This window comes from Pseudomonas sp. BIOMIG1BAC (assembly GCF_001705995.2).
In the GTDB taxonomy this organism is placed as follows: Bacteria; Pseudomonadota; Gammaproteobacteria; order Pseudomonadales; family Pseudomonadaceae; genus Aquipseudomonas; species Aquipseudomonas sessilinigenes.
Genome location: NZ_CP049045.1, coordinates 7,571,697 through 7,593,263, shown reverse-complemented (window position 1 = coordinate 7,593,263; position 21,567 = coordinate 7,571,697). Strand labels below are relative to the sequence as shown.

17 protein-coding genes and 2 pseudogenes are annotated in these 21,567 nt (G+C 63.6%); 10 read left to right on the top strand and 9 right to left on the bottom strand.

From position 1 onward, the window contains the following. Window positions 1–5 precede the first annotated feature (5 nt). The 5 genes from ATY02_RS35390 (at window position 6) to gcvH (ending at window position 5,767) form a co-directional block, all read left to right on the top strand. Window positions 6–1,226 (top strand): 2-octaprenyl-3-methyl-6-methoxy-1,4-benzoquinol hydroxylase, encoded by a 1,221-nt coding sequence (locus ATY02_RS35390; protein ID WP_164823761.1) that lies wholly within the window; start codon window positions 6–8, stop codon window positions 1,224–1,226. Window positions 1,227–1,386: 160 nt separating this feature from the next. Further along, window positions 1,387–2,388: an extracellular solute-binding protein gene (locus ATY02_RS35385; RefSeq protein ID WP_068576027.1), complete on the top strand. Its 1,002-nt coding sequence runs from the start codon at window positions 1,387–1,389 to the stop codon at window positions 2,386–2,388. 88 nt (window positions 2,389–2,476) lie between these two features. Continuing rightward, a complete protein-coding gene (locus ATY02_RS35380) occupies window positions 2,477–4,093 on the top strand; it encodes an ABC transporter permease (protein WP_068576029.1) in 1,617 nt (538 codons plus the stop codon). Window positions 4,094–4,247: 154 nt separating this feature from the next. Then, window positions 4,248–5,330 carry a glycine cleavage system aminomethyltransferase GcvT gene (gene gcvT, locus ATY02_RS35375; protein ID WP_068576031.1) on the top strand — a complete coding sequence of 361 codons (1,083 nt, stop codon included), beginning with the start codon at window positions 4,248–4,250 and terminating at the stop codon, window positions 5,328–5,330. 53 nt (window positions 5,331–5,383) lie between these two features. After that, window positions 5,384–5,767 carry a glycine cleavage system protein GcvH gene (gcvH, locus tag ATY02_RS35370; protein WP_068576033.1) on the top strand — a complete coding sequence of 128 codons (384 nt, stop codon included), beginning with the start codon at window positions 5,384–5,386 and terminating at the stop codon, window positions 5,765–5,767. Between the two features lie 42 nt (window positions 5,768–5,809). On the opposite strand, the gene ATY02_RS35365 is transcribed toward gcvH, so the two are convergent. After that, window positions 5,810–6,949, bottom strand: coding sequence for a DegT/DnrJ/EryC1/StrS family aminotransferase (locus ATY02_RS35365; protein WP_068576035.1), 1,140 nt, complete (start codon window positions 6,947–6,949; stop codon window positions 5,810–5,812). Between the two features lie 190 nt (window positions 6,950–7,139). Here ATY02_RS35365 and gcvP point away from each other — a divergent pair, with 190 nt between their 5' ends. Then, the gene (gene gcvP, locus ATY02_RS35360; protein ID WP_068576038.1) at window positions 7,140–10,013 is read left to right on the top strand and encodes an aminomethyl-transferring glycine dehydrogenase; all 2,874 of its coding nucleotides are present in this window, start codon (window positions 7,140–7,142) and stop codon (window positions 10,011–10,013) included. A 77-nt stretch (window positions 10,014–10,090) separates the two neighbouring features. Here gcvP and ATY02_RS35355 read toward each other — a convergent pair whose 3' ends face one another. The 7 genes and pseudogenes from ATY02_RS35355 to ATY02_RS35330 form a co-directional block, all read right to left on the bottom strand. Further along, window positions 10,091–10,408 (bottom strand): DUF2388 domain-containing protein, encoded by a 318-nt coding sequence (locus tag ATY02_RS35355; protein WP_068576040.1) that lies wholly within the window; start codon window positions 10,406–10,408, stop codon window positions 10,091–10,093. Between the two features lie 70 nt (window positions 10,409–10,478). Beyond that, the gene (locus ATY02_RS35350) at window positions 10,479–10,928 is read right to left on the bottom strand and encodes an NfeD family protein (RefSeq protein ID WP_068576042.1); all 450 of its coding nucleotides are present in this window, start codon (window positions 10,926–10,928) and stop codon (window positions 10,479–10,481) included. A gap of 10 nt (window positions 10,929–10,938) precedes the next feature. Further along, window positions 10,939–11,859, bottom strand: a complete 921-nt coding sequence (locus ATY02_RS35345) for an SPFH domain-containing protein (protein WP_068576044.1) — start codon at window positions 11,857–11,859, stop codon at window positions 10,939–10,941. A gap of 47 nt (window positions 11,860–11,906) precedes the next feature. Beyond that, complete coding sequence (locus ATY02_RS36785) at window positions 11,907–12,620, bottom strand: methyl-accepting chemotaxis protein (RefSeq protein WP_416220702.1); 714 nt, start codon at window positions 12,618–12,620, stop codon at window positions 11,907–11,909. Between the two features lie 141 nt (window positions 12,621–12,761). After that, window positions 12,762–13,088: pseudogene (locus ATY02_RS36780) on the bottom strand (HAMP domain-containing protein); the annotation flags it as partial. A gap of 495 nt (window positions 13,089–13,583) precedes the next feature. Further along, window positions 13,584–15,362 carry a GspE/PulE family protein gene (locus ATY02_RS35335; RefSeq protein WP_068576048.1) on the bottom strand — a complete coding sequence of 593 codons (1,779 nt, stop codon included), beginning with the start codon at window positions 15,360–15,362 and terminating at the stop codon, window positions 13,584–13,586. A gap of 112 nt (window positions 15,363–15,474) precedes the next feature. Further along, the gene (locus ATY02_RS35330; RefSeq protein ID WP_068576050.1) at window positions 15,475–15,801 is read right to left on the bottom strand and encodes a hypothetical protein; all 327 of its coding nucleotides are present in this window, start codon (window positions 15,799–15,801) and stop codon (window positions 15,475–15,477) included. Window positions 15,802–15,925: 124 nt separating this feature from the next. On the opposite strand from ATY02_RS35330, the gene ATY02_RS35325 reads away from it, so the two are divergent. After that, window positions 15,926–16,396, top strand: coding sequence for an Lrp/AsnC family transcriptional regulator (locus ATY02_RS35325; protein ID WP_068576052.1), 471 nt, complete (start codon window positions 15,926–15,928; stop codon window positions 16,394–16,396). 10 nt (window positions 16,397–16,406) lie between these two features. On the opposite strand, the gene ATY02_RS35320 is transcribed toward ATY02_RS35325, so the two are convergent. Then, window positions 16,407–17,774, bottom strand: coding sequence for an inorganic triphosphatase (locus ATY02_RS35320; protein ID WP_068576054.1), 1,368 nt, complete (start codon window positions 17,772–17,774; stop codon window positions 16,407–16,409). A 158-nt stretch (window positions 17,775–17,932) separates the two neighbouring features. On the opposite strand from ATY02_RS35320, the gene argE reads away from it, so the two are divergent. From argE to ATY02_RS35305, 3 genes and pseudogenes are all read left to right on the top strand, one after another. Then, the gene (gene argE, locus ATY02_RS35315) at window positions 17,933–19,090 is read left to right on the top strand and encodes an acetylornithine deacetylase (protein ID WP_068576056.1); all 1,158 of its coding nucleotides are present in this window, start codon (window positions 17,933–17,935) and stop codon (window positions 19,088–19,090) included. A gap of 136 nt (window positions 19,091–19,226) precedes the next feature. After that, window positions 19,227–20,525: an amino-acid N-acetyltransferase gene (gene argA / locus ATY02_RS35310; protein ID WP_068576058.1), complete on the top strand. Its 1,299-nt coding sequence runs from the start codon at window positions 19,227–19,229 to the stop codon at window positions 20,523–20,525. Window positions 20,526–21,020: 495 nt separating this feature from the next. Further along, window positions 21,021–21,563 (top strand): annotated as a pseudogene (locus ATY02_RS35305) (OprD family outer membrane porin); the annotation flags it as partial. Window positions 21,564–21,567: the final 4 nt, after the last annotated feature.

The following is a 21,567-nucleotide window of genomic DNA, read 5'->3' as shown; positions in this document are numbered from 1 at the left end:
TGGAAATGCGCGCAGATGTGCTGATTGTCGGAGCCGGCATGGTCGGCAGTGCCCTGGCCCTGGCGTTGCAGGGTAGCGGTCTGGAAGTGCTGTTGCTCGATGGCGGCTCCCTGAGCGTCAAGCCTTTCGACGAGCAGTCGCCATTCGAACCCCGGGTCAGTGCCCTGTCGGCGGCTAGCCAGCGGATTTTGCAGCGTCTCGGCGCCTGGGATGGCATCGCTGGCCGGCGCAGCAGCCCTTATCGCGATATGCAGGTCTGGGACGGCAGTGGTACTGGCCAGATCCACTTTTCGGCGGCCAGCGTGCATGCCGAAGTGCTGGGGCACATCGTTGAGAACCGGGTAGTCCAGGATGCCCTACTAGAGCGCTTGCATGAGTGTGATATCGGTCTGCTGGCCAATGCGCGGCTGGAGCAGATGCGCCGCTCCGGCGAAGACTGGCTGCTGACCCTGGCCGATGGCCGCACGCTGCGGGCGCCACTGGTGGTCGCTGCCGACGGTGCCAACTCGGCGGTGCGCCGCCTCACCGGTTGCGCCACCCGCGAATGGGATTACCTGCACCACGCCATCGTTACCAGCGTGCGCAGCAGCCAGCCTCACCAACTGACGGCCTGGCAACGCTTCACCGACACCGGCCCACTGGCCTTCCTGCCTCTGGTGCGGGATGGCCAGCACGACTGGTGCTCCATCGTCTGGTCCACCACGCCCGCCGAGGCCGAGCGCCTGATGGCGCTGGACGACGCAAGCTTCTGTGCCGAGCTGGAACGGGCCTTTGAGGGGCGCCTGGGCCAGGTGCTCGGCGCCGATCCACGGCTTTGCGTGCCGTTGCGCCAGCGCCATGCCAAGCGCTATGTGGCCGAGGGCCTGGCGCTGATCGGCGATGCGGCCCACACCATCCATCCGCTGGCGGGGCAGGGGGTCAACCTGGGGTTCCTCGACGCCGCGGTACTGGCCCAGGTGTTGCTGGAGGCTACCGGACGTGGCGAGCGCCTGGCCGAGGTCAAGGTGCTGAGCCGTTTCGAGCGCAAGCGCATGCCTCATAACCTGGCGCTGATGGCTGCCATGGAGGGTTTCGAGCGGCTGTTCCAGGCCGATCCGTTGCCGCTGCGCTGGCTGCGCAACACCGGCTTGAAGGTGGTCGACCAGATGCCCGAGGCCAAGGCCCTGTTCGTGCGCCAGGCACTGGGCCTGAGTGGCGACCTGCCGGAGCTGGCCCGGGCCGAGTGATCCGGGCCCCCGATGGTGCCTGCCGGGGCAGGCGCCGCTGCAAGGCGGGTCGCGTTTTTCCCGCGCAACATCTGGTTACTCCTCGGCTCCGGGTTCGGTTGAGCCAGCAAATGGTAGTCCTTATCATTTCGCCTCACTTTGCATACGAGAGACTGCTCCCATGTTGGCACCGAAGCGTCTACTGACCGCCCTGGCACTCACCCTCATCGCCGGCACTGCCCAGGCCGCCGACGAAGTGGTGGTCTACTCCTCCCGTATCGACGAGCTGATCAAGCCGGTGTTCGATGCCTACACCCAGAAGACCGGGGTGAAGATCAAGTTCATCACCGACAAGGAAGCGCCGCTGATGCAGCGCATCAAGGCCGAGGGTGAGAACGCCACCGCCGACCTGCTGCTGACCGTGGACGCCGGCAACCTCTGGCAGGCCGAACAGATGGGCATCCTGCAGCCCTTCACCTCCAAGGTCATCGACAGCAACATTCCCCTGCAATACCGCTCCTCCAACCACGCTTGGACCGGCCTGAGCCTGCGGGCGCGGACCCTGGCCTACTCCACCGAACGGGTCAAGCCGGGCGAGTTGACCACCTATGAAGCCCTGGCCGACAAGCAGTGGGAAGGCCGCCTGTGCCTGCGCACGGCGAAGAAGGTCTACAACCAGTCGCTGACCGCCACGCTGATCGAGACCCATGGCGCGGACAAGACCGAGGAGATCCTCAAGGGCTGGGTCAACAACCTGTCCACCGACGTGTTCTCCGACGACATCGCCGTGCTGGAAGCCATCAACGCTGGCCAGTGCGACGTGGGGATCGTCAACACCTACTACTACGGCCGCCTGCACAAGCAGAAGCCGAACCTGGCGGTGAAACTGTTCTGGCCGAACCAGGGCGATCGTGGGGTACACGTGAACCTGTCGGGGATCGGCCTGACCAAGCATGCACCGCATCCGGAGGCCGCCAAGGCGCTGGTGGAGTGGATGACCACCCCTGAAGCGCAGAAGATCTTCGCCGACGTCAACCAGGAGTTCCCGGCCAACCCAGCGGTGGCACCGTCTGCGGAAGTGGCCAGCTGGGGCAAGTTCGTCGCCGATACCCTGCCGGTGGAGATTGCCGGCAAGCGCCAGGCCGAGGCCATTCGCCTGATGGACCGCGCGGGCTGGAACTGAGCCTGCCGTTATACTGCGCCCCGCCTTTGCGGGGCGTTTTCTTTCGCGGCCCAGCCTTGAAGCCCTTCCCCTGACCTGAGAGTTTTCCGTGGCCCACCCTGCCCAACGTCGCTGGTATCCCCTGGTTTTTGCCGTCGCGGCCCTGGTGCTGTTGCCTCTGAGTGTGCTGCTGTTTTCCTGGCAGGCCGTCGACCAGCAGATCTGGTCCCACCTGTGGGAAACCCAGATGCCGCGTCTGCTCGGCAATACCCTGACCCTGGTGCTCGGGGTCGGCGTCGGGGTCACGTTGCTGGGAGTGAGCCTGGCCTGGCTCACCAGCCTCTGCGAGTTCCCGGGGCGACGCTGGCTGGACTGGGCGCTGATGCTGCCGTTTGCGATCCCGGCCTATGTGCTGGCCTTTGTCTTCGTTGGCCTGCTGGATTTTTCCGGGCCGGTGCAGACCCTGTTGCGGGAGTGGTTCGGTAGTGGCCTCAGGTTGCCGAGGGTGCGTTCCACCGGTGGGGTGATCCTGGTCCTGGTCCTGGTGTTCTATCCCTATGTCTACCTGCTGGCGCGCAACGCCTTCCTGGCCCAGGGCAAGGGCTTGATGGAGGCTGCGAGGGTGCTCGGGCAATCGCCCTGGCAAGCGTTCTGGCGCGTGGCGCTGCCCATGGCCCGACCGGCCATCGGCGCCGGGGTAGCTCTGGCCCTGATGGAGACCCTGGCGGATTTCGGCGCGGTGGCGGTCTTTAACTTCGACACCTTCACAACGGCGATCTACAAGACCTGGTATGGCTTCTTCAGCCTCTCCAGTGCCGCCCAACTGGCCAGCCTGTTGCTGCTGGCCGTGATGCTGGTGCTGTATGGCGAACGGCGCGCCCGGGGCGCCAGCCGCACGGGTAACGAACGGCCCCGGGGCAAGGCCTTGTATCCGCTGCGTGGCATCAAGGCCCTGGCGGCCACGGGTTGGTGCCTGCTGGTATTCGCCTGTGCCTTCGTGATCCCGCTGCTGCAATTGCTGGCCTGGTTCTGGCAGCGCGGTCGCTTCGACCTGGATGAGCGTTATGCCGGGTTGATCGTCCATACCCTGTACCTGGGGGGCATGGCCGCGCTGATTACCGTCAGCGTCGCGCTGATGCTGGCCTTTGCCCGGCGCCTGGCGCCAACCCGTGGCATCCGCAGTGGCGTGAGCCTGGCCAACCTCGGTTATGCGTTGCCGGGCTCGGTGCTGGCGGTATCGATCATGCTGGCTTTCAGTTACCTGGACCGTGAACTGGTGATCCCGCTTTCCAGTTGGCTGGGGGGCGCTGGCAAGCCTTTGCTGCTGGGCAGCCTTTGTGCATTGCTGCTGGCTTATCTGGTGCGCTTCATTGCCGTGGCCTATGGCCCGTTGGAAACCAGCCTGGAACGGATTCGCCCGTCGCTGCCTGAGGCCGCTCGCAGCTTGGGGGTCGGTGGTCCGCGACTGTTTTTCAAAGTGTATCTGCCGCTGCTGTTGCCCGGGACCTTGAGCGCCGCCCTGCTGGTGTTCGTCGACGTGCTCAAGGAAATGCCCGCTACGTTGCTCATGCGCCCGTTCGGCTGGGACACCCTGGCGGTACGGATCTTTGAAATGACCAGTGAAGGGGAATGGGCACGGGCTTCGCTGCCGGCCCTGACCCTGGTGCTGGTGGGGCTGTTGCCGGTGATCGGCCTGATCCGCCGCTCGGCCCATCGAATCGGTTAGGTGCCAGCCCTGCACCTTGCGGCTACAATGCGCGGCATTCGGTGCGGTCTGTTGTTTGGCCGGGACGCTGAAACCGGCTGTAGGCCTTGTTTTTCAAGGCTTTCACCTTTGCAGCGCCAGCCCGCACCCTCGCCACGCCCGGAAGGAGAAACCCATGGGACAGCGTACGCCTCTGTATGACCTGCATCTCGCCCTTGGCGCGAAAATGGTCGATTTTGGCGGTTGGGATATGCCCTTGCACTACGGCTCGCAAGTCGAGGAGCACCATCAGGTGCGACGTGACTGCGGGGTGTTCGATGTATCCCACATGACCGTGATCGATGTCGACGGCCCCCAGGCCAAGGCCTGGCTCCAGCATCTATTGGCCAATGACGTCGAACGCCTGCACAGCCCCGGCCAGGCGTTGTACAGCGCCATGCTCAATGAGCGGGGCGGCATCGTCGACGACATGATCGTCTACCGTCTCGACGACACCTATCGCCTGGTGGTCAATGCGGCCACCCGCGAGCAGGACCTGGCCTGGATGCAAGCGCAATTGGGGAGCTTCCAGGTACAGCTGCGCGAGTGCCCGGAACTGGCCATGCTGGCGATCCAGGGGCCTCAGGCCCGGCAGCGCATCGCCGAGCTGGTGAGCCAGTCGCGGGCCACCCTGATCCAGCAACTCAAGCCCTTCCAGGGGCGCACCGACGGTGACTGGTTCATCGCCCGTACTGGCTATACCGGTGAGGATGGGCTGGAAATCGTCCTGCCTGCCGAACAGGCCCCGGCATTTTTCAACGACCTGGTAGGCGCGGGCATCTCGCCCATTGGCCTGGGTGCCCGGGACACCTTGCGCCTGGAGGCCGGCATGAACCTCTATGGCCAGGATATCCACCAGGAGGTTTCGCCCCTGGCGGCGAACATGGCCTGGAGCATCGCCTGGGAACCGGCCTCGCGCCAATTCATCGGGCGTGCTGCCCTGGAGGCCGAACGAGCGGCCGGCGTGAAGCAGAAACTGGTGGGTCTGGTCCTGGAAGAGCGTGGGGTTCTACGGGCGCACCAGGTGGTTCGTATCGCTGATGTTGGCGAAGGAGAGATCACCAGTGGTAGTTTCTCCCCTACGCTGAGTAAGTCGATTGCCCTGGCGCGGCTGCCGATGGCCACCGGTGATCGAGCCGAAGTGGAAATCCGTGGCAAGTGGTACCCGGTGCGGGTAGTCAAGCCGACCTTCGTGCGCCATGGCAAAACCTTGATCTAACATTTTGCAGCGGGCGTTGCGCCGCTGATCATTTCTTCTTGAGGACATAGAACATGAGCGATATCCCTGCCCACCTGCGTTTTGCCGAAAGCCACGAATGGGCCCGCCTGGAAGCCGATGGCAGCGTGACCGTGGGTATTAGCGACCATGCCCAGGAGGCTCTGGGCGACGTGGTATTCGTCGAGCTGACCGAAGTCGGCAAGGTGTTCGGGGCAGGGGACCAGGCCGGAGTCGTGGAGTCGGTAAAGGCCGCTTCCGATATCTATGCCCCGGTGGCGGGTGAAGTAATCGAGGTCAACGAGGAGCTGAGCGCCAGCCCTGAACTGCTCAACAGCGAGCCGTACGACGCCTGGATCTTCAAGCTCAAGCCAGCCAACCCAGCCGACCTGGAAAAGCTGCTGGACGCCGCAGGCTACAAGGCTTCCATCGGCGAGTAAGCTGCATTGCGGCCGGCCTGGCATGCCAGGCCGGCCGCGGGTTCAACCTTGCAGGACTTCCTTCACCGCGGCTACCGCGCGCTCCACATCGCTCTTGTTCATCGCCGTGAACATTGGCAACGACACGATCAGGCGACCAACCCGTTCCGCTACCGGGAACATTCCTTCCTTGAAGCCGCGCTCGCGGTACAGGCTCAGCAAGTGAATCGGCGGATAGTGATAGCCGATGCCAATTCCCCGTTCCTGCATCTGCTCCATGAAGGTGGCACGTGCGGGCTTACCGTCCTTGCGCTCCGGCAGTACCAGCTGGAACAGGTGCCAATTGCTGTTGTTGAAGTCCGCTGGTGGCAGCTGGGCGCCGTAGCGTTCCTGGAAGTCGCTGCCGAAGCATTCGAAGTAGTGCCGGGCCAGTTCGCGACGATGGGCAGTGATCGCCTCGATATGGGCGAACTGTCCGAGGCCGATGGCGGCGGCAACGTCGGTCATGTTGAATTTGCCACCCAGTACATCCACGTCCAGGCCGTCCTGGCCACTGCGGGTTACCCCTTGCAGGCGGTACTTCTCGGCCAGGCGCACTTCTTCCGGTGTATTGAGCACCAGGCAGCCGCCTTCGGAGGAGGTGACGTTCTTGTTGGCCTGGAAGCTGAAGGACACGAAGTCGCCACCGGCGCCGATGCGCTGGCCGTTCCAGCTCGAGCCCAGGGCCTGGGCGGCATCCTCCACCACTCGCAGGCCATGCTTGCTGGCCAGGGCATACAGGCGGTCCATGTCTACCGGCAGGCCGGCCAGGTAGACCGGGATGATGGCCTTGGTGCGTGGGGTGATGGCAGCTTCGACCTGGGCCAGATCGATGTTGCGGGTCACCGGATCGATATCGGCGAACACCGCAGTGGCGCCCACTTCGAGGATCACGTTGGCGGTGGCCACCCAGGAGATGGGCGTGGTGATGACTTCATCGCCAGGGCCGATGCCGGCGATGCGCAAGGCGATCTCCATGGTGCAGGTGCCGGAGTTGAAGGTACGCACCGTACGCCCGCCGAAGAATTCCGAGAGCTGGGCTTCGAAGGCCTGGACCTTGGGCCCGCTGGTGATCCACCCCGAGCGCAACACATCGCCGACGGCGGCGATGGTGGACTCATCGATGGTGGGTTTGGAGAACGGCAGGAAAGGTAGTTGGCTCATGACGATGGGACACCCGATAAGCGGACGATAAGAGCATGGGTTGAGGCGCACCGGGCTTGGTGCGTTGACGCTGCGCATGATGGTCCCGATTGTCCCGGGATGCTAGAGCGTCGATGGGCAAAATCGACTGCTATGCTGCTTGGCACCCAGTCGCATCGACGCTGAGCGCCGTTTATCGGAGGAGCCTGCCATGTCCCGGTCGCCATCCCTGAGCCAGCTACGTGAGCCCAACGCATTTCTCAACCGGCACCTGGGGCCCGATGCCGAGGAGCAGCAAGCCATGCTTGCCAGCCTTGGGCTCGGCAGTCGGGTCGAGTTGATCGAGCAGACGGTGCCGCCGGCCATCCGCTTCAATCGGGCACTGGACTTGCCAGCGGCTCTCGACGAGGAAGCAGCCCTGGCCCGGCTCAGGGGTTATGCCGCGCAGAACCAGGTCTGGACCAGCCTGATCGGCATGGGGTACCACGGCACACTGACCCCGGGGGTGATCCTGCGTAACGTGCTGGAGAACCCAGGTTGGTACACCGCCTATACCCCTTACCAGCCAGAAATTGCCCAAGGCCGGCTGGAGGCCTTGTTGAACTTCCAGCAGATGACCATCGACCTCACAGGCCTGGACCTGGCCAATGCCTCGCTGCTGGACGAAGCTACCGCGGCGGCCGAGGCCATGGCCCTGGCCAGGCGCGTGGCCAAGTCCAGGAGCAACCGGTTCTTCGTCGATGAACACTGCCATCCGCAAACCATTTCCGTCGTGCGCACCCGTGCCGAGGCCTTCGGTTTCGAGCTGATCGTCGATACCGTGGACCGGCTGTCCGGGCATGAGGTCTTCGGCGCTCTGCTGCAGTACCCGGACACCCACGGCGAGATCCGCGACCTGCGCCCGTTGATCGAGCAACTGCACGCTCGGCAGGCCCTGGCTTGCGTCGCTGCCGACCCGCTGAGCCTGCTGGTGCTGACCCCGCCCGGCGAGCTGGGCGCAGATGTGGTGCTGGGCTCGTCCCAGCGTTTTGGCGTACCCATGGGCTACGGTGGGCCCCATGCCGCATTCTTCGCCTGTCGCGACGAGTACAAGCGGGCCATGCCCGGGCGCATCATCGGTGCCTCTCGCGACGCCCGGGGCCAGGTGGCCCTGCGCATGGCCCTGCAGACTCGCGAGCAGCATATCCGCCGCGAAAAAGCCAACTCCAACATCTGTACCGCCCAGGTCCTGCTGGCCAACATCGCCGGCTTCTATGCGGTCTACCATGGCCCGCAGGGCCTCAAGCGCATCGCCCAGCGCGTGCATCGATTGGCCTGCATCCTCGCCGCTGGGCTCGAACGCCACGGCATTGTCCGGGTCAACCGACATTTCTTCGACACCCTGACCCTGGAAGTAGGCGGTAGCCAGACCGCGATCATCGAGAGTGCCAGGGCGCAGCGGATCAACTTGCGGATTCTCGGGCGTGGCCGGCTGGGCCTGAGCCTGGACGAAACCTGCGACGAGAGCACCGTCGCTCGGTTGCTGGATATATTCCTGGGGGCCGATCACGGACTGGACGTAGCCGCGCTGGATGCCGAGGACCTGGAGTCCGGATTACCCGCCGAGTTGCTGCGTCGCACCCCGGTGTTGAGCCATCCGGTGTTCAGTGCCCATCACAGCGAGACCCGCATGCTGCGCTATCTCAAGCAGCTGGAGAACAAGGACCTGGCGCTCAACCAGTCGATGATCCCCCTGGGTTCCTGCACCATGAAGCTCAACGCCAGCAGCGAGATGATCCCCATCACCTGGCCGGAGTTCGCCCAGTTGCATCCTTTCGCGCCCCGGGAGCAGGCGACTGGCTACAAACTGATGATCGACGAGCTGGAACGCTGGTTGTGCGCGATCACCGGTTTCGATGCCATTTGCATGCAGCCCAACTCGGGTGCCCAGGGCGAGTACGCCGGGCTCCTGGCCATCCGCCGCTATCACGAGAGCCGTCAGCAAGGGCAACGCAATATCTGCCTGATCCCGTCCTCGGCCCATGGCACCAACCCGGCATCGGCGCAGATGGCCGGGATGCAGGTGGTGATCGTCGAATGCGACGAGGCAGGCAATGTCGACCTTGCGGACCTTGCGGCCAAAGCCCGGGAGGCTGGCGAACAACTGTCATGCCTGATGGCCACCTATCCTTCGACCCATGGCGTCTATGAAGAAGGCATTCGCCAGATCTGCGAAGTCATCCACCAGCATGGCGGCCAGGTGTACATGGATGGCGCCAACCTCAATGCCCAGGTGGGCCTGGCCCGGCCCGCGGACATTGGCGCCGACGTCTCCCACATGAACCTGCACAAGACGTTCTGCATTCCCCACGGCGGCGGTGGCCCGGGCATGGGGCCGATCGGCGTGCGTGCCCACCTGGCGCCCTTTGTCGCCAACCATCCGGTGGTGCCGATCGACGGCCCGCTGCCACAGAACGACGCGGTCAGTGCGGCGCCCTGGGGCAGTGCGAGCATCTTGCCCATCAGTTGGATGTACATCGCCATGATGGGGCCGCAGCTGGCCGACGCCAGCGAGGTGGCGATCCTGGCGGCCAACTACCTGGCCGTCCAGCTCAGTGGCGCCTTCCCGGTGCTCTACAGCGGGCGCAACGGTCGCGTGGCCCATGAATGCATCCTCGATTTACGACCACTCAAGGCCCTGACCGGCATTACCGAGGAAGACGTCGCCAAGCGCCTGATGGACTACGGCTTCCACGCCCCGACCATGTCGTTCCCGGTACCGGGAACATTGATGGTCGAACCCACCGAAAGCGAATCCAAGGCCGAGCTGGATCGTTTTGTCGAGGCCATGCTGAGTATCCGCGCCGAAATCGCCCAGGTGCAGGACGGCCATTGGCCGGCCGAGGACAATCCGCTCAAGGGCGCACCCCATACGTTGGCGGATATCACTGGGGTCTGGGCGCGTTCCTACAGCATCGAGCAAGCGGTGCTGCCCAGCGCCCATGCCCGGGCCCACAAGTACTGGCCCGCGGTGAACCGGGTGGACAATGTCTACGGTGATCGCAATCTGTTCTGTGCTTGCGTACCGCTGGAGGCTTATCGCTGATTCGCTGTTGGTGCGCGGATAAAAAAACGCCGACCCCAGGGTCGGCGTTTTTCCTATCGGCCATCTCTGGACCCGGTTTATTCCTGGGCGACGGCATTCTTCGCCAGGATGGCATTGGCCAGTTCCATGTCGGTGGCCTTGAGGCCGGGATTGTCGGCACGGACCTTCTGCATGGCGGCTTCGAGGTAGGGGCCACGGATACTGCCGTTGCTGGCGACGAAGCTGCCGGCATCGTCCTGGGCGGCGACGATCAACTTGTGGTCCTTGAAGGTCAGGTAGGTAGAGCCTGTGGTCGCACCGGAGGAGATGACGTTGCGCCAGAAGGTATCGGCCATTGCCGAACCTATGGGCAACGACAGCAGGGCAAGTGTGACGACAGCTATTTTCAGACGCATGATGGGTGACTCCGACTAGGGGGAATTACACCGTTTGATTCTAGATTCCCTGGCTGAGTTCCGTAGCCTGTCAGTCAAGGTTTTCGACCAGCAGGATGCTTCCTTCCTGGCCGATCACCCGGACCCGGGCGCCCACCGGCGCGTCTGCACCCTTGGCAATCCATACCCCGTCGGCAACCTTGATCCGCCCCCGGCCGTTGGCGATGGCCTGGTGCACGACGAAGGTCTTGCCGATCAGCTCCTGGCCCCGCAGGTTGAGGGTCGGCTGGTCGCTGGTTCGAATCACGCGGCGTTGACGGTACCACCAGTACAGGGCGGTCAGTACCGATACCAGGCCGAACAGCAAGACCTGCGCTTCCCCCGGCAGGCCCGGGAGCAGGAAGGCCAGCACCCCGACACAGGCTGCCGCCAGGCCGATCCACAGCAGGTAGCCGCCAGCGCCAAACACTTCGAGGATCAACAGGACGGTGCCCAGGGCCAGCCAGTCCCAGAACGACAGTGCTTGCAGGAATGTCGCCATGGAGCCTGCCTCAGGGTTTCTTGCCGTCGAACGTGGCCTTGACGATTTCGCCGATGCCACCCACCGCGCCGATCACCTGGCTGGCCTCCAGCGGCATCAGGACCACCTTGCTGTTGTTGGCCGAGGCCAGCTTGCCCAGGGCGTCGACGTATTTCTGGGCCACGAAATAGTTGATGGCCTGGACATTGCCATTGGCGATGGCCTCGGACACGACTTGGGTCGCCCTGGCTTCCGCTTCGGCCTGGCGCTCCCGGGCCTCGGATTCGAGAAACGCCGCCTGGCGCTCGCCTTCTGCTTCCAGGATCTGCGCCTGTTTCTTGCCTTCGGCGGTGAGAATGGCGGCGGCCCGCAGGCCTTCTGCCTCCAGGATTTGCGCGCGCTTGACCCGTTCGGCCTTCATCTGCCCGGACATGGCGGCCATCAGGTCGGCCGGTGGGCTGATGTCCTTGATCTCGATCCGGGTGATCTTGATGCCCCAGGGCGCGGTGGCCTCGTCCACGGTCTTCAGCAGTTTCTCGTTGATCGCATCGCGTTGGCTGAGCATCGCATCCAGCTCCATGGAGCCGAGCACGGTACGGATGTTGGTCTGCAGCAGGTTGCGCACGGCGTGCTCGAGGTTGTTGACCTCATAGGCGGCCTGGGCGGTATTGACCACCTGGAAGAAGCATACGGCGTCGATCTGCACCGTGGCGTTGTCGGCGGTGATGACTTCCTGGGGCGGGATATCCAGCACGTTCTCCATGACGTTGATCTTGCGCCCGATGCGGTCCATCACTGGAATGATGATGTTCAGCCCCGGCCTGAGGGTGTTGGTGTAGCGCCCGAAGCGCTCCACGGTCCACTGGTAGCCCTGGGGTACCACCTTGAATCCCATGAACACCAGGGCCACGGCCAGGGCGACGAAAAGTAGCAGCACGCTTGTGATCTGCATCAGGCTCACCTGTTCATCTATGGGTCAATGAGGTCTCGACCTTGGCTTCACAGTTGGAAACGCGTGACCGAGGTCTGCAGGGTGGCAACCGAACTCTCCATCTGTTCCACCGTGAGGATCAGGTCGCGCATGGCCTGGCTGTTGCGCCGGGCCACCTCGCTGATCATTTCCACTCGCTGGGCGACTTCGCCGCTGGCCTTGGACTGTTCGCCGATGGTGTGGGAGATCTCCTGGACCATCAGCGCCGAGCGCTGGGCTCCCTGGCGGATCTCGTTGATCGAGGTGCCCGCCTGCTGGGCCATGTTCACCCCGTCGTTCACCCGGCTGACTCCGGTCTGCATGCCGCTGACCGCCTGTTCGGTGGTTTCCCGGATGCGTTGGATCATGCCGGTGATCTCCTGGGTCGATTGCGCCGTACGGGCCGCCAGGTTGCGCACCTCGTCGGCGACCACGGCGAACCCGCGCCCGGCCTCGCCGGCCCTGGCAGCCTCGATGGCGGCGTTGAGCGCCAGCAGGTTGGTCTGTTCGGCGATGCTGTTGATCACCTGGATGATCGAGTGGATTTCTTCGGAGGACTGGCCCAGGGCGGTGATGCTTTCAGAGGACTGGTTGACCGCCTCGGCAATCTGGCTCATGCCGTCCACCACGCCGAGTATCACTTGGCCGCCGCTATCGGCCAGGGATTCGGACTGGGACGAAATGCTCTGGGCATTGCGCGCATGTTCGGCGACCTGGGCGATATTGCTGATCATCTGTTCCATGGCTGCTGCCATGTCGGTGGCGCCATCGGCCTGCTCGCTGGCCCCGTCGGCGATGTGCGACGAGGTGCCGCTGAGGCTGTGGGAGCGGCCGCGCAGTTCCTCGCTTTCATGGCGGATGGTGGTGATCATCTGCCGTAGGTTGTTCTGCATTTCGCCCAAAGCCTGTTGCAGTTGGCCGGCTTCGTCATGGCTGTCGACGCTGATGCTGCGGGTCAGGTCGCCCTGGGCAATGGCCCGGGCCGTGGCCACGGACTTCTCCAGGGGCTTGAGCACGCGGTTGAGCAGTTGCCGGGTCAGCAGGCACAAGGCCAGCGCGGCGCAAAGGCTACCGCCGATCAGCCACCCGGCGGCCTGGCGTACCGCCGTTTCGCTGCGGGCGCGGGTCTGGGCGCTGCTGGCTTCGATCTTGCTGCTCAGGGCCTCGTTGCGGGTTTCCACTTCAGTGAACCGCTGGGAAAACTCCGGCATCTGCAGGCGCGCGGCCTGGGGATCCTTGAGGGCCAGCCCGGCAATGTCCTGTGCGGCCCGGATGTAGTTCTCCAGCACCGGCTGCAGTTCACCGATGGCCTCGCGGATCTCCGACGCCAGTGGCAGCCGGGCATTCTCGGCCAGGGACTTGCGGAACCAGTCGCCGTGCTCGCGCAGGCTGTCGCGCACCTCATTGCCCGCCGCTTCATCACCAGGCTGGCTGCTCAGCGCTTGCAGCACATCGGCCCGCAGGGCGTCATGCATCATGTCGGCTTCCAGGTGGTTGCGCAGGGCGCTGGCATTGAGTTCGTTGTCGTGCAGGGCGCTGGCCAGGCGCGATTGGCCCCAGAGACCGATGCCGGCCACCAGGGCGATGGCCAGTAGGCTGATGGCGCCCGAGGTGATCATGTTCTGGCGGATGTTCATGCCCGGCTCCTTGCACGTTTTGGCTGTGCCTACAGCGTAGTCCAGCCCTAGAGGCGCGCTTTGGCGGCGCTATCGGGACTCGTTACAGGGCGTGACCCGCAGGGCTTCCTCCAGGCTGGTCAGCCCTTGTGTCACCTGGTACGAGGCGGCCAGGCGCAGGCTGCGCATACCGTCGGCAGCGGCCTGGCGGCGCAGTCCGGCCAAGTCGAGGTCAGGCTGGATCAGGGGCTTGAGGGCATCGTTCATGCGCAGGATTTCATAGACCCCGACCCGCCCTCGGTAGCCGGTGCCTCGGCACTCGACACAGCCAATGGCGCAGTAGGCGTGCAGGGGTACCGGCAGCCGCTCGGCAGGCGCCAGGCTCTGCCATTGGTCCGCGTTAAGATCCACAGGTTGCTTGCAATGGCCGCACAGGGTACGTACCAGGCGCTGGGCCATGACCCCGATCAGCGTGGCCTTGATCAAGTAATGCGGTACGCCCAGCTCCAGCAGGCGGCTGATGGCGCCCGGGGCGTCGTTGGTGTGCAGGGTGGACAGCACCAGGTGGCCGGTCAGCGCGGCCTGGATCGCGATCTCGGCGGTCTCCAGGTCGCGGATTTCGCCGATCATGATGATGTCCGGGTCCTGGCGCAGCAGGGCGCGGACGCCGCTGGAGAAGTCCAGGTCGATGTTGTGCTGCACCTGCATCTGGTTGAACGCCGGCTCGAGCATTTCGATCGGGTCCTCGATGGTGCAGAGATTGATTTCAGGTGTCGCCAGCTGCCTCAGGGTGGCGTAGAGGGTACTGGTCTTGCCCGACCCTGTGGGCCCGGTGACCAGGATGATGCCGTGGGCCTGGGTGGTCATGGCCTGCCAGCGCTCCATGTCCGCGCCGGAGAAGCCCAGCTGGTCGAAGTCCTTGAGCAGGACCTGGGGGTCGAAGATGCGCATCACCAGTTTCTCGCCGAAGGCCGTGGGCAGGGTCGACAGGCGCAGCTCGACGTCGTTGCCCGATGGCGTGCGGGCCTTGACCCGACCGTCCTGTGGGCGGCGTTTTTCCGCGACGTTCATGCGCCCAAGGCTCTTGAGGCGGCTGATGATGGCCAGGGTCACCTGGGTTGGAAACGCGTAGACGTGGTGCAGCATGCCGTCGATGCGAAAACGCAGGTTGCCCTGTTCGCGGCGAGGTTCGATATGGATGTCACTGGCTCGTTGCTCGAAGGCGTACTGGAACAGCCAGTCGACGATATGGACGGTGTGGGCGTCGTCGGTGTCCGCTGCCGGGTCGCTGCTTCCCAGCTTCAGCAACTGCTCGAAATCGCCCGGAGTACTGGCTCGCTGCTCGTTGCTGGCGCCACTGACCGATCGCGCAAGGCGATAGAACTCCTGGGTCAGGCGGCGGATCTGCGCCGGGTTGGCGATCACGTGTCTTATGGAGCGCTTGAGAACGTGGGCCAGGTCGGCTTTCCAGGCCGTGACGTACGGTTGGGCGCTGGCCACCGTCACGCTTTGGGCATCCACGGCCACTGCGAGGATTGCATGTCGCTGGGCAAAGGCGCAGGACATCAGGGGCGTGATGCTGGCCGCATCGATCTGCAGCGGGTCGAGGTGCAGGTAGGGCAGGCCAGCCTGGCGAGCGAGCCAGGCCGTGAGGCTGTCCAGGTCCAGGCTGTGGCCGGGGCGCTGCAGGTCCGGCAACTGGCGGGCGGCGATGGTTTCCAGCGGATGCGAGGCGATGTCGGTTGCCAAGTGGCGAGCTGTCATCGCCTGTTCGGCGGCGTCCTGGCTGATACGGCCCTGGGCCAGCAGGTCGCGCAGTAGTTCGGTCAGCTCCAGCCAACGGTCCTGGGGAATGTGCACGGCGGCCATGCTGGCCTCCTTGGGCTATGGACGAGGCGCGGTTGCCCAGCCACGAACAGCCAAGGATAGCCAGCCCAGGCCGGGAGCCTGTCGGCCAAGGGTTGCAGGGTTTTACCGGGGATCAGCCTGCGGCTTGCAGGCGCGATGGCTCAACCATTGCCAGTTCAACCGAGCTGACGCTGATCAGGTTGCGCAGCTTGTCCGCGATGACCCCGGCCCGATGCCAGCTCAAGCCATCGAGTTCCACTTCCACCTGCAGGGTCGACTCTTGCTGCTGCACCGAGACTCGCTGCGGAATCAGGAACTGCAAGGCGAAGTGGTTGAGTACCCGGCACAGGATGTCGGCTTCGATATCGGCCAGTAGCTGATATTGCACGCGGCAATGGGCTTGGTTGGGGCTCCAGGCATCGGGGCGCAACGATTGGCCAGGGGTATCGAGAAGGGGCATGGCGATCTCCAGGTGAGTGGAGAAATTTTTACATTCGATTCTGGGTATTTCTTATCTAAGATGAGTCTGTTTTTATATTTATTGAATTGAATAATTCGCATATATGCCTATTTGAGGATTAATCATGCATAGCGAGCTGGACGCTTATGATCGCCGGATTCTCGCGCTGTTGCAGGAAGATGCTTCGCTTTCCAGCGCACAAATCGCCGAGCAGGTGGGATTGTCCCAGTCGCCATGCTGGCGGCGGATCCAGCGTTTGAAGGACGAGGGGGTGATCCGGGGCCAGGTGACCTTGCTCGATCGCAAGAAGATCGGGCTGAACACGCAGATCTTTGCCGAGATCAAGCTCAATGCCCACGGCCGCTCCAACTTCACCGAGTTCACCGAGGCGATCCGTGGTTTCCCGGAAGTGCTGGAATGCTATGTGCTGATGGGGGCGGTGGATTTTCTATTGCGGGTGGTAGCGGCGGATATCGAGGCCTATGAACGCTTCTTCTTCGAGAAGCTGTCCATGGTGCCGGGAATCCAGGAGGTGAACTCGATCGTTGCCCTGTCGGAGATCAAGTCCACCACCAGCCTGCCGGTATTGCGCTGAGCGCCGTGGATCACATGCGCAGCAGGGTTTTCCACGCACGGTTCTGGAACACCGCGATGGCTTGCTGCTTGCGGGCGACCAGGGCGTCCTCGGTGATGGGCTCGTTGGCCAGTTGTGCCAGTTTGTTCAACTCGCCATAGAGACGATCCAGCTCGGGGATTTCCAGCACGCTGCGGGCATGGTGCAGCCAGGCCTGGATGCGCTCGATACGCGGCAGTTGCTCGGCCAGGTCTTCGGGCTGCTGCTGGTAGCGTGGCAGTTGCAGGGACGAGGCCTCATCGGCCAGCAGGCGCGGCAGCCAGCTGGAGAGTTGGGCGGCCCCTTGGCGATTGCCGCGGGTGTTGCGCTCGGCGGCCCAGGTACGGTCCAGCAGCCAACGTGAGGTGTTCAGCGAGAACAGGCCCCAGCGCACGTCCTGGAGTTCTTCGATGAATTGCTCTGGAGCGGCCTTGCGCACGTCTTCGTCATCCAGGCCGGCCTGCACCAGCGGGCGCCAGTCTTCCAGCAGGGCATCCAGGGCGCTGCGCAGTTCGGCGCTGGACTGGCGTGGCGCGGCCTGGCCCAGGCTGCTGACCAGGGCGCGCAATTCGGCGAGGCTGTCCACCCAATCCTGCAGCAGGCGCCAGTGGCCGTTGAAGCGGTACTGTTCGGCCAGGCGCTGGCTGCTGCCCAGTAGGTGCCAGGCGAGGGCGGCGAAGGCTTCGTCCAGCGACGTTTCGGCGCTCAGTTGTGGGGCTGGCAGGCTCAGGGAATAGCTGCCGGCATCGAACAAGCGGTAGCCGCGTTCGGCCTTGCTGATGTCGCAGGGCATCAGTGGCAGGGTGAGGGCCAGCTCCGCTGCCAGCTCCAGCAGGGCCGCCGGCTCGCCTTCGCGCAGTTCCAGCTCCAGTTCGCAGATTTCTTCCTTGTGCTTGCCGGCGATCACCTGGCCCAGGTCCAGGGCTGCCTCGATCACCACCTTGGCCTTGCCACGGCCCCAGGCGATTTCCGCGCGTTCGCGGACGAAATCGGTGGTGAACATCGGCTTGAGGGTTTTCTTGTCCAGTTCGGCCAGGGCCTCGGGCCAGCACTGGCCGTCGAGTTTCTTCAGGTCGAGCTTGGCCTTGGGCAGCTGCCAGTCGTATTCGTTGCGCTCGGACAGGCCGGCGACGCTTTGGCCACGGGTCTTGAGGGTCTGGATCACGACATCGCCATCGCGGCGCATGCGCAGGGCCACCTTGGCCTGGGCCAGGTCGCGGTCCGGGGTGTCGAAGTACTGGTTCATCAGTTCACGGCGTTCCCAGCCACTTTTGTTGCGTTTTTTCAGGAGCGGGTGCTCGCGCAGGGCCACGAGGGTCTCGCGACTGGCACGGAGTTTGATTTCGGTTTCTTTCTGCATGGCCGGACAATCCAGGATCGGGAGCGCAGCCGGGGGAAAATTGGCTGCCAAGGCCGTGCAGTGTACAGGACAAGGCGCCTGGAGGTGCCGCCGCGGTTCCTTCGACGGGGCAACAGCCCCTATGATGGGCCTTGTCTTGGGATTTCCGGAGCCAGCTCATGCCATTGCCGTCCATGAAGGAGCAGTTCGCCGCACTGATCGCCGCCCCCTCGGTGAGCTGTACCCAACCTGCACTGGACCAGTCCAACCGTCCGGTCATCGACCTGCTCGCTGGCTGGCTGGGCGATCTGGGCTTCACCTGCGATATCCAGCAGGTCAGCCCCGGCAAGTTCAACCTGCTGGCCAGCTTTGGCACGGGCCCTGGGGGCCTGGTGCTGTCCGGGCACAGTGACACGGTGCCATTCGACGCGGCGCTGTGGCAGACCGACCCACTGAAGCTGACCGAGGTCGATGGGCGTTGGGTCGGCCTTGGCAGTTGCGACATGAAGGGATTCTTCGCCCTGGCCATCGAGGCTGTAAGGCCGTTGCTCGAGCGGCCGTTCAAGCAGCCGCTGTTGATCCTGGCCACCTGCGACGAGGAAAGCTCCATGGCTGGAGCCCGGGCCCTGGCTGACGCCGGACGTCCCCTGGGGCGAGCGGCAGTGATTGGCGAACCGACCGGGCTCAAGCCGATCCGCTTGCACAAGGGCGTGATGATGGAGCGTATCGACATTCTCGGTCGTAGCGGCCATTCGTCGGACCCGAGCCTTGGCCGCAGCGCCCTGGAGGCCATGCACGATGCCATCGGCGAACTGCGTGGCCTGCGCCTGCAGTGGCAGCGTGAATTTCGTAATCCGCAATTTGGCGTGCCGCAGCCGACCCTGAACTTCGGCTGCATCCACGGTGGCGACAACCCCAACCGCATCTGTGGCCAGTGCTCTCTGGAGTTCGACCTGCGTCCCTTGCCGGGCATGGACCCTCAGGCCCTGCGCGAGGCGATCCGGCAGAGGCTCAGGCCAGTGGCCGAACGGCACGATGTGCAGATCGACTATGCCCCGTTGTTTCCTGCCGTACCGCCGTTCGAGCAGCCCGAGGATGCCGAATTGGTGCGAGTGGCGGAGCGCTTGACCGGACATCGTGCCGAAGCAGTGGCGTTTGGCACAGAAGCCCCTTATCTTCAGCGCCTTGGTTGCCAGACCCTGGTGCTGGGGCCCGGGGATATCGCCTGTGCCCACCAGCCGGGGGAGTACCTCGAAATGTCACGCTTGCAGCCTACCGTGCAGCTATTGCGTGAATTGATTGAACATTACTGCCTGACGCCGGCCCAATTTCAGTAAATTGCCGGTATTCCTGTCCGTACCCATGAGGAGAGTAAGCGTGTTGCCAAGCCTGTTCCGACGATAACCATCAGCCCGCAGTGCGTTTTCCGTTTCGTCCTTTCATAGGCTGCTTTTTATTTACAGGCTCAGGTTCATGCCCGAATACGTCAATTGGCTCCGCCACGCGTCTCCCTATATCAATGCTCACCGCGACTGCACCTTTGTAGTCATGCTCCCCGGCGACGGCGTTGAACATCCCAACTTTGGCAATATCGTCCACGACCTGGTGCTGCTCCACAGCCTGGGGGTGCGCCTGGTGCTGGTGCACGGTTCCCGCCCGCAGATCGAATCGCGCCTTGCCGCCCGTGGCCTGACGCCCCATTACCATCACGGCCTGCGGATCACCGATGCGGCGACCCTGGAATGCGTGATCGACGCCGTGGGCCAGTTGCGTATCGCCATCGAAGCGCGCCTGTCCATGGACATGGCGTCCTCGCCAATGCAGGGCTCGCGCTTGCGGGTGGCCAGCGGCAATTTGGTGACCGCTCGTCCGATCGGTGTGCTCGAAGGCGTCGACTACCACCACACCGGCGAGGTGCGCCGGGTCGATCGCAAGGGTATCAATCGCCTGCTGGACGAGCGTTCCATCGTCCTGCTCTCGCCCCTGGGGTACTCGCCTACCGGGGAAACCTTCAACCTGGCCTGTGAAGACGTGGCTACCCGTGCCGCCATCGACCTGGGCGCCGACAAGCTCCTGCTGTTCGGTGCAGACCCAGGGCTTTTGGACGAGGATGGCAAGTTGGTGCGTGAACTACGCCCGCAGCAGGTTCCTGCTCATTTGCAGCGCCTGGGCGCCAACTACCAGGCCGAGTTGCTGGATGCGGCGGCTGAGGCCTGCCGGGGTGGGGTAGGGCGCAGCCATATCGTCAGCTATGCCGAGGATGGTGCCTTGCTGACCGAGCTCTTTACCCGCGATGGCGGCGGCACCCTGGTTGCCCAGGAGCAGTTCGAGCGGGTGCGCGAAGCGGCGATCGAAGACGTTGGTGGGCTATTGGAGCTGATCAGCCCATTGGAAGAGCAGGGCATCCTGGTACGTCGCTCCCGCGAAGTGCTGGAGCGCGAGATCGAGCAGTTCAGCGTGGTCGAGCGCGAAGGCATGATCATCGCCTGCGCGGCGCTGTACCAGATCGCCGATTCCGATGCGGGCGAGCTGGCATGCCTGGCCGTCAATCCTGAGTACCGGCATGGCAAGCGTGGCGACGAGCTGCTGGAGCGGATCGAGACTCGTGCCCGGGCCCAGGGCCTCAAGACGCTGTTCGTCCTCACCACGCGGACGGCCCACTGGTTCCGTGAGCGTGGCTTCGTGCCCAGCAGTGTCGAGCGCCTGCCATCGGCCCGAGCCTCGCTGTACAACTACCAGCGCAATTCGAAGATCTTCGAAAAAGCCCTGTGAAATAGTGTCCGGAATGACAAGGCCGCGCTTCGGTTTGGAATCGAAGCGCGGCCTTGTGTATTTCAGAATAATTTCATTTCGATACTAAAACTGTAACAAATTGACGGGAGGATAGGCTCTTAGCCATGATTGCGTCGCTTTTTTGATCCCTTATGACGTTATTTATTGATCTGGCCGAGGGCCTGGAAGAAATAGCGGCGGGAAAATATTTTTCAGGAATAGGCTCGCAGGCGTCTACGCTGGAGCTTTTGGCTGGCGGATGGCGAGCTTTATTCCTGAAGGGTATGAGAAAGAATGGAATAATTCTTTTTGGGTTTATGAGGAATTCATTAACCTGCATGGACCAAATAACTGCGATTAGACATTGGTCGAAGACACAGATCGTTACGATTGACTTATCAGTCACGGTCTGGCGCTAATCGCGCATCTGCGGCACCCGGGCGTTTCGATCTGGGGCCAGGAACCACAAGAATTAGAAAACGAGAGGAGCGATACATGAACAAGTCCACCTTGGCCCTGGCTGTGGCCGTAGGGGTTTTGGCGCAGCAGGCAGGCGCCGCTGGTTTCATCGAAGACAGCAAGGCCACCCTGGGGCTGCGTAACTTCTACATCAACACCGATAACCGTGACGGTACTGGCCCGAACAAGAACGAAGAGTGGGGCCAAGGCTTCGATCTGCGTTTCACCTCGGGTTACACCCAGGGTACTGTCCAGTTCGGCGTTGATGCCATTGCGCTGTATGGCCTGCGCCTGGATTCCTCGCCGGCCAAGAGCGGCAACTCTGGCGGCACCGCTTCCGGCGGCACCATCTTCCCAAGCGACGGCAACAAGGCGGTCAATGACTTCGCCAGCCTGGGCCTGACCGGTAAGGTCAAGGTTTCCCAGACCGAGCTGAAGGTCGGTACCCTGCTGCCGAACAACCCGGTGATCAAGTACAACGACGGTCGCCTGCTGCCACAAACCTTCCAGGGCGGCCAGATCACCTCGAACGAAATCAAGGACCTGACCCTGACCGCAGGCCAGGTCGAGCGCGCCAAGGAAA

What these genes read in the sequence shown, in the direction of transcription:
- ATY02_RS35325 (WP_068576052.1), top strand. Translation starts at nt 15,926, where the DNA reads ATGCATAGCGAGCTGGACGCTTATGATCGCCGGATTCTCGCGCTGTTG.
- gcvH (WP_068576033.1), top strand. Translation starts at nt 5,384, where the DNA reads ATGAGCGATATCCCTGCCCACCTGCGTTTTGCCGAAAGCCACGAATGG.
- ATY02_RS35335 (WP_068576048.1), bottom strand. Translation starts at nt 15,362, where the DNA reads ATGGCCGCCGTGCACATTCCCCAGGACCGTTGGCTGGAGCTGACCGAA.
- argE (WP_068576056.1), top strand. Translation starts at nt 17,933, where the DNA reads ATGCCATTGCCGTCCATGAAGGAGCAGTTCGCCGCACTGATCGCCGCC.
- ATY02_RS35385 (WP_068576027.1), top strand. Translation starts at nt 1,387, where the DNA reads ATGTTGGCACCGAAGCGTCTACTGACCGCCCTGGCACTCACCCTCATC.
- gcvT (WP_068576031.1), top strand. Translation starts at nt 4,248, where the DNA reads ATGGGACAGCGTACGCCTCTGTATGACCTGCATCTCGCCCTTGGCGCG.
- ATY02_RS35355 (WP_068576040.1), bottom strand. Translation starts at nt 10,408, where the DNA reads ATGCGTCTGAAAATAGCTGTCGTCACACTTGCCCTGCTGTCGTTGCCC.
- ATY02_RS35365 (WP_068576035.1), bottom strand. Translation starts at nt 6,949, where the DNA reads ATGAGCCAACTACCTTTCCTGCCGTTCTCCAAACCCACCATCGATGAG.
- gcvP (WP_068576038.1), top strand. Translation starts at nt 7,140, where the DNA reads ATGTCCCGGTCGCCATCCCTGAGCCAGCTACGTGAGCCCAACGCATTT.
- ATY02_RS35330 (WP_068576050.1), bottom strand. Translation starts at nt 15,801, where the DNA reads ATGCCCCTTCTCGATACCCCTGGCCAATCGTTGCGCCCCGATGCCTGG.
- ATY02_RS35390 (WP_164823761.1), top strand. Translation starts at nt 6, where the DNA reads ATGCGCGCAGATGTGCTGATTGTCGGAGCCGGCATGGTCGGCAGTGCC.
- ATY02_RS36785 (WP_416220702.1), bottom strand. Translation starts at nt 12,620, where the DNA reads ATGGAACAGATGATCAGCAATATCGCCCAGGTCGCCGAACATGCGCGC.
- argA (WP_068576058.1), top strand. Translation starts at nt 19,227, where the DNA reads ATGCCCGAATACGTCAATTGGCTCCGCCACGCGTCTCCCTATATCAAT.
- ATY02_RS35350 (WP_068576042.1), bottom strand. Translation starts at nt 10,928, where the DNA reads ATGGCGACATTCCTGCAAGCACTGTCGTTCTGGGACTGGCTGGCCCTG.
- ATY02_RS35345 (WP_068576044.1), bottom strand. Translation starts at nt 11,859, where the DNA reads ATGCAGATCACAAGCGTGCTGCTACTTTTCGTCGCCCTGGCCGTGGCC.
- ATY02_RS35320 (WP_068576054.1), bottom strand. Translation starts at nt 17,774, where the DNA reads ATGCAGAAAGAAACCGAAATCAAACTCCGTGCCAGTCGCGAGACCCTC.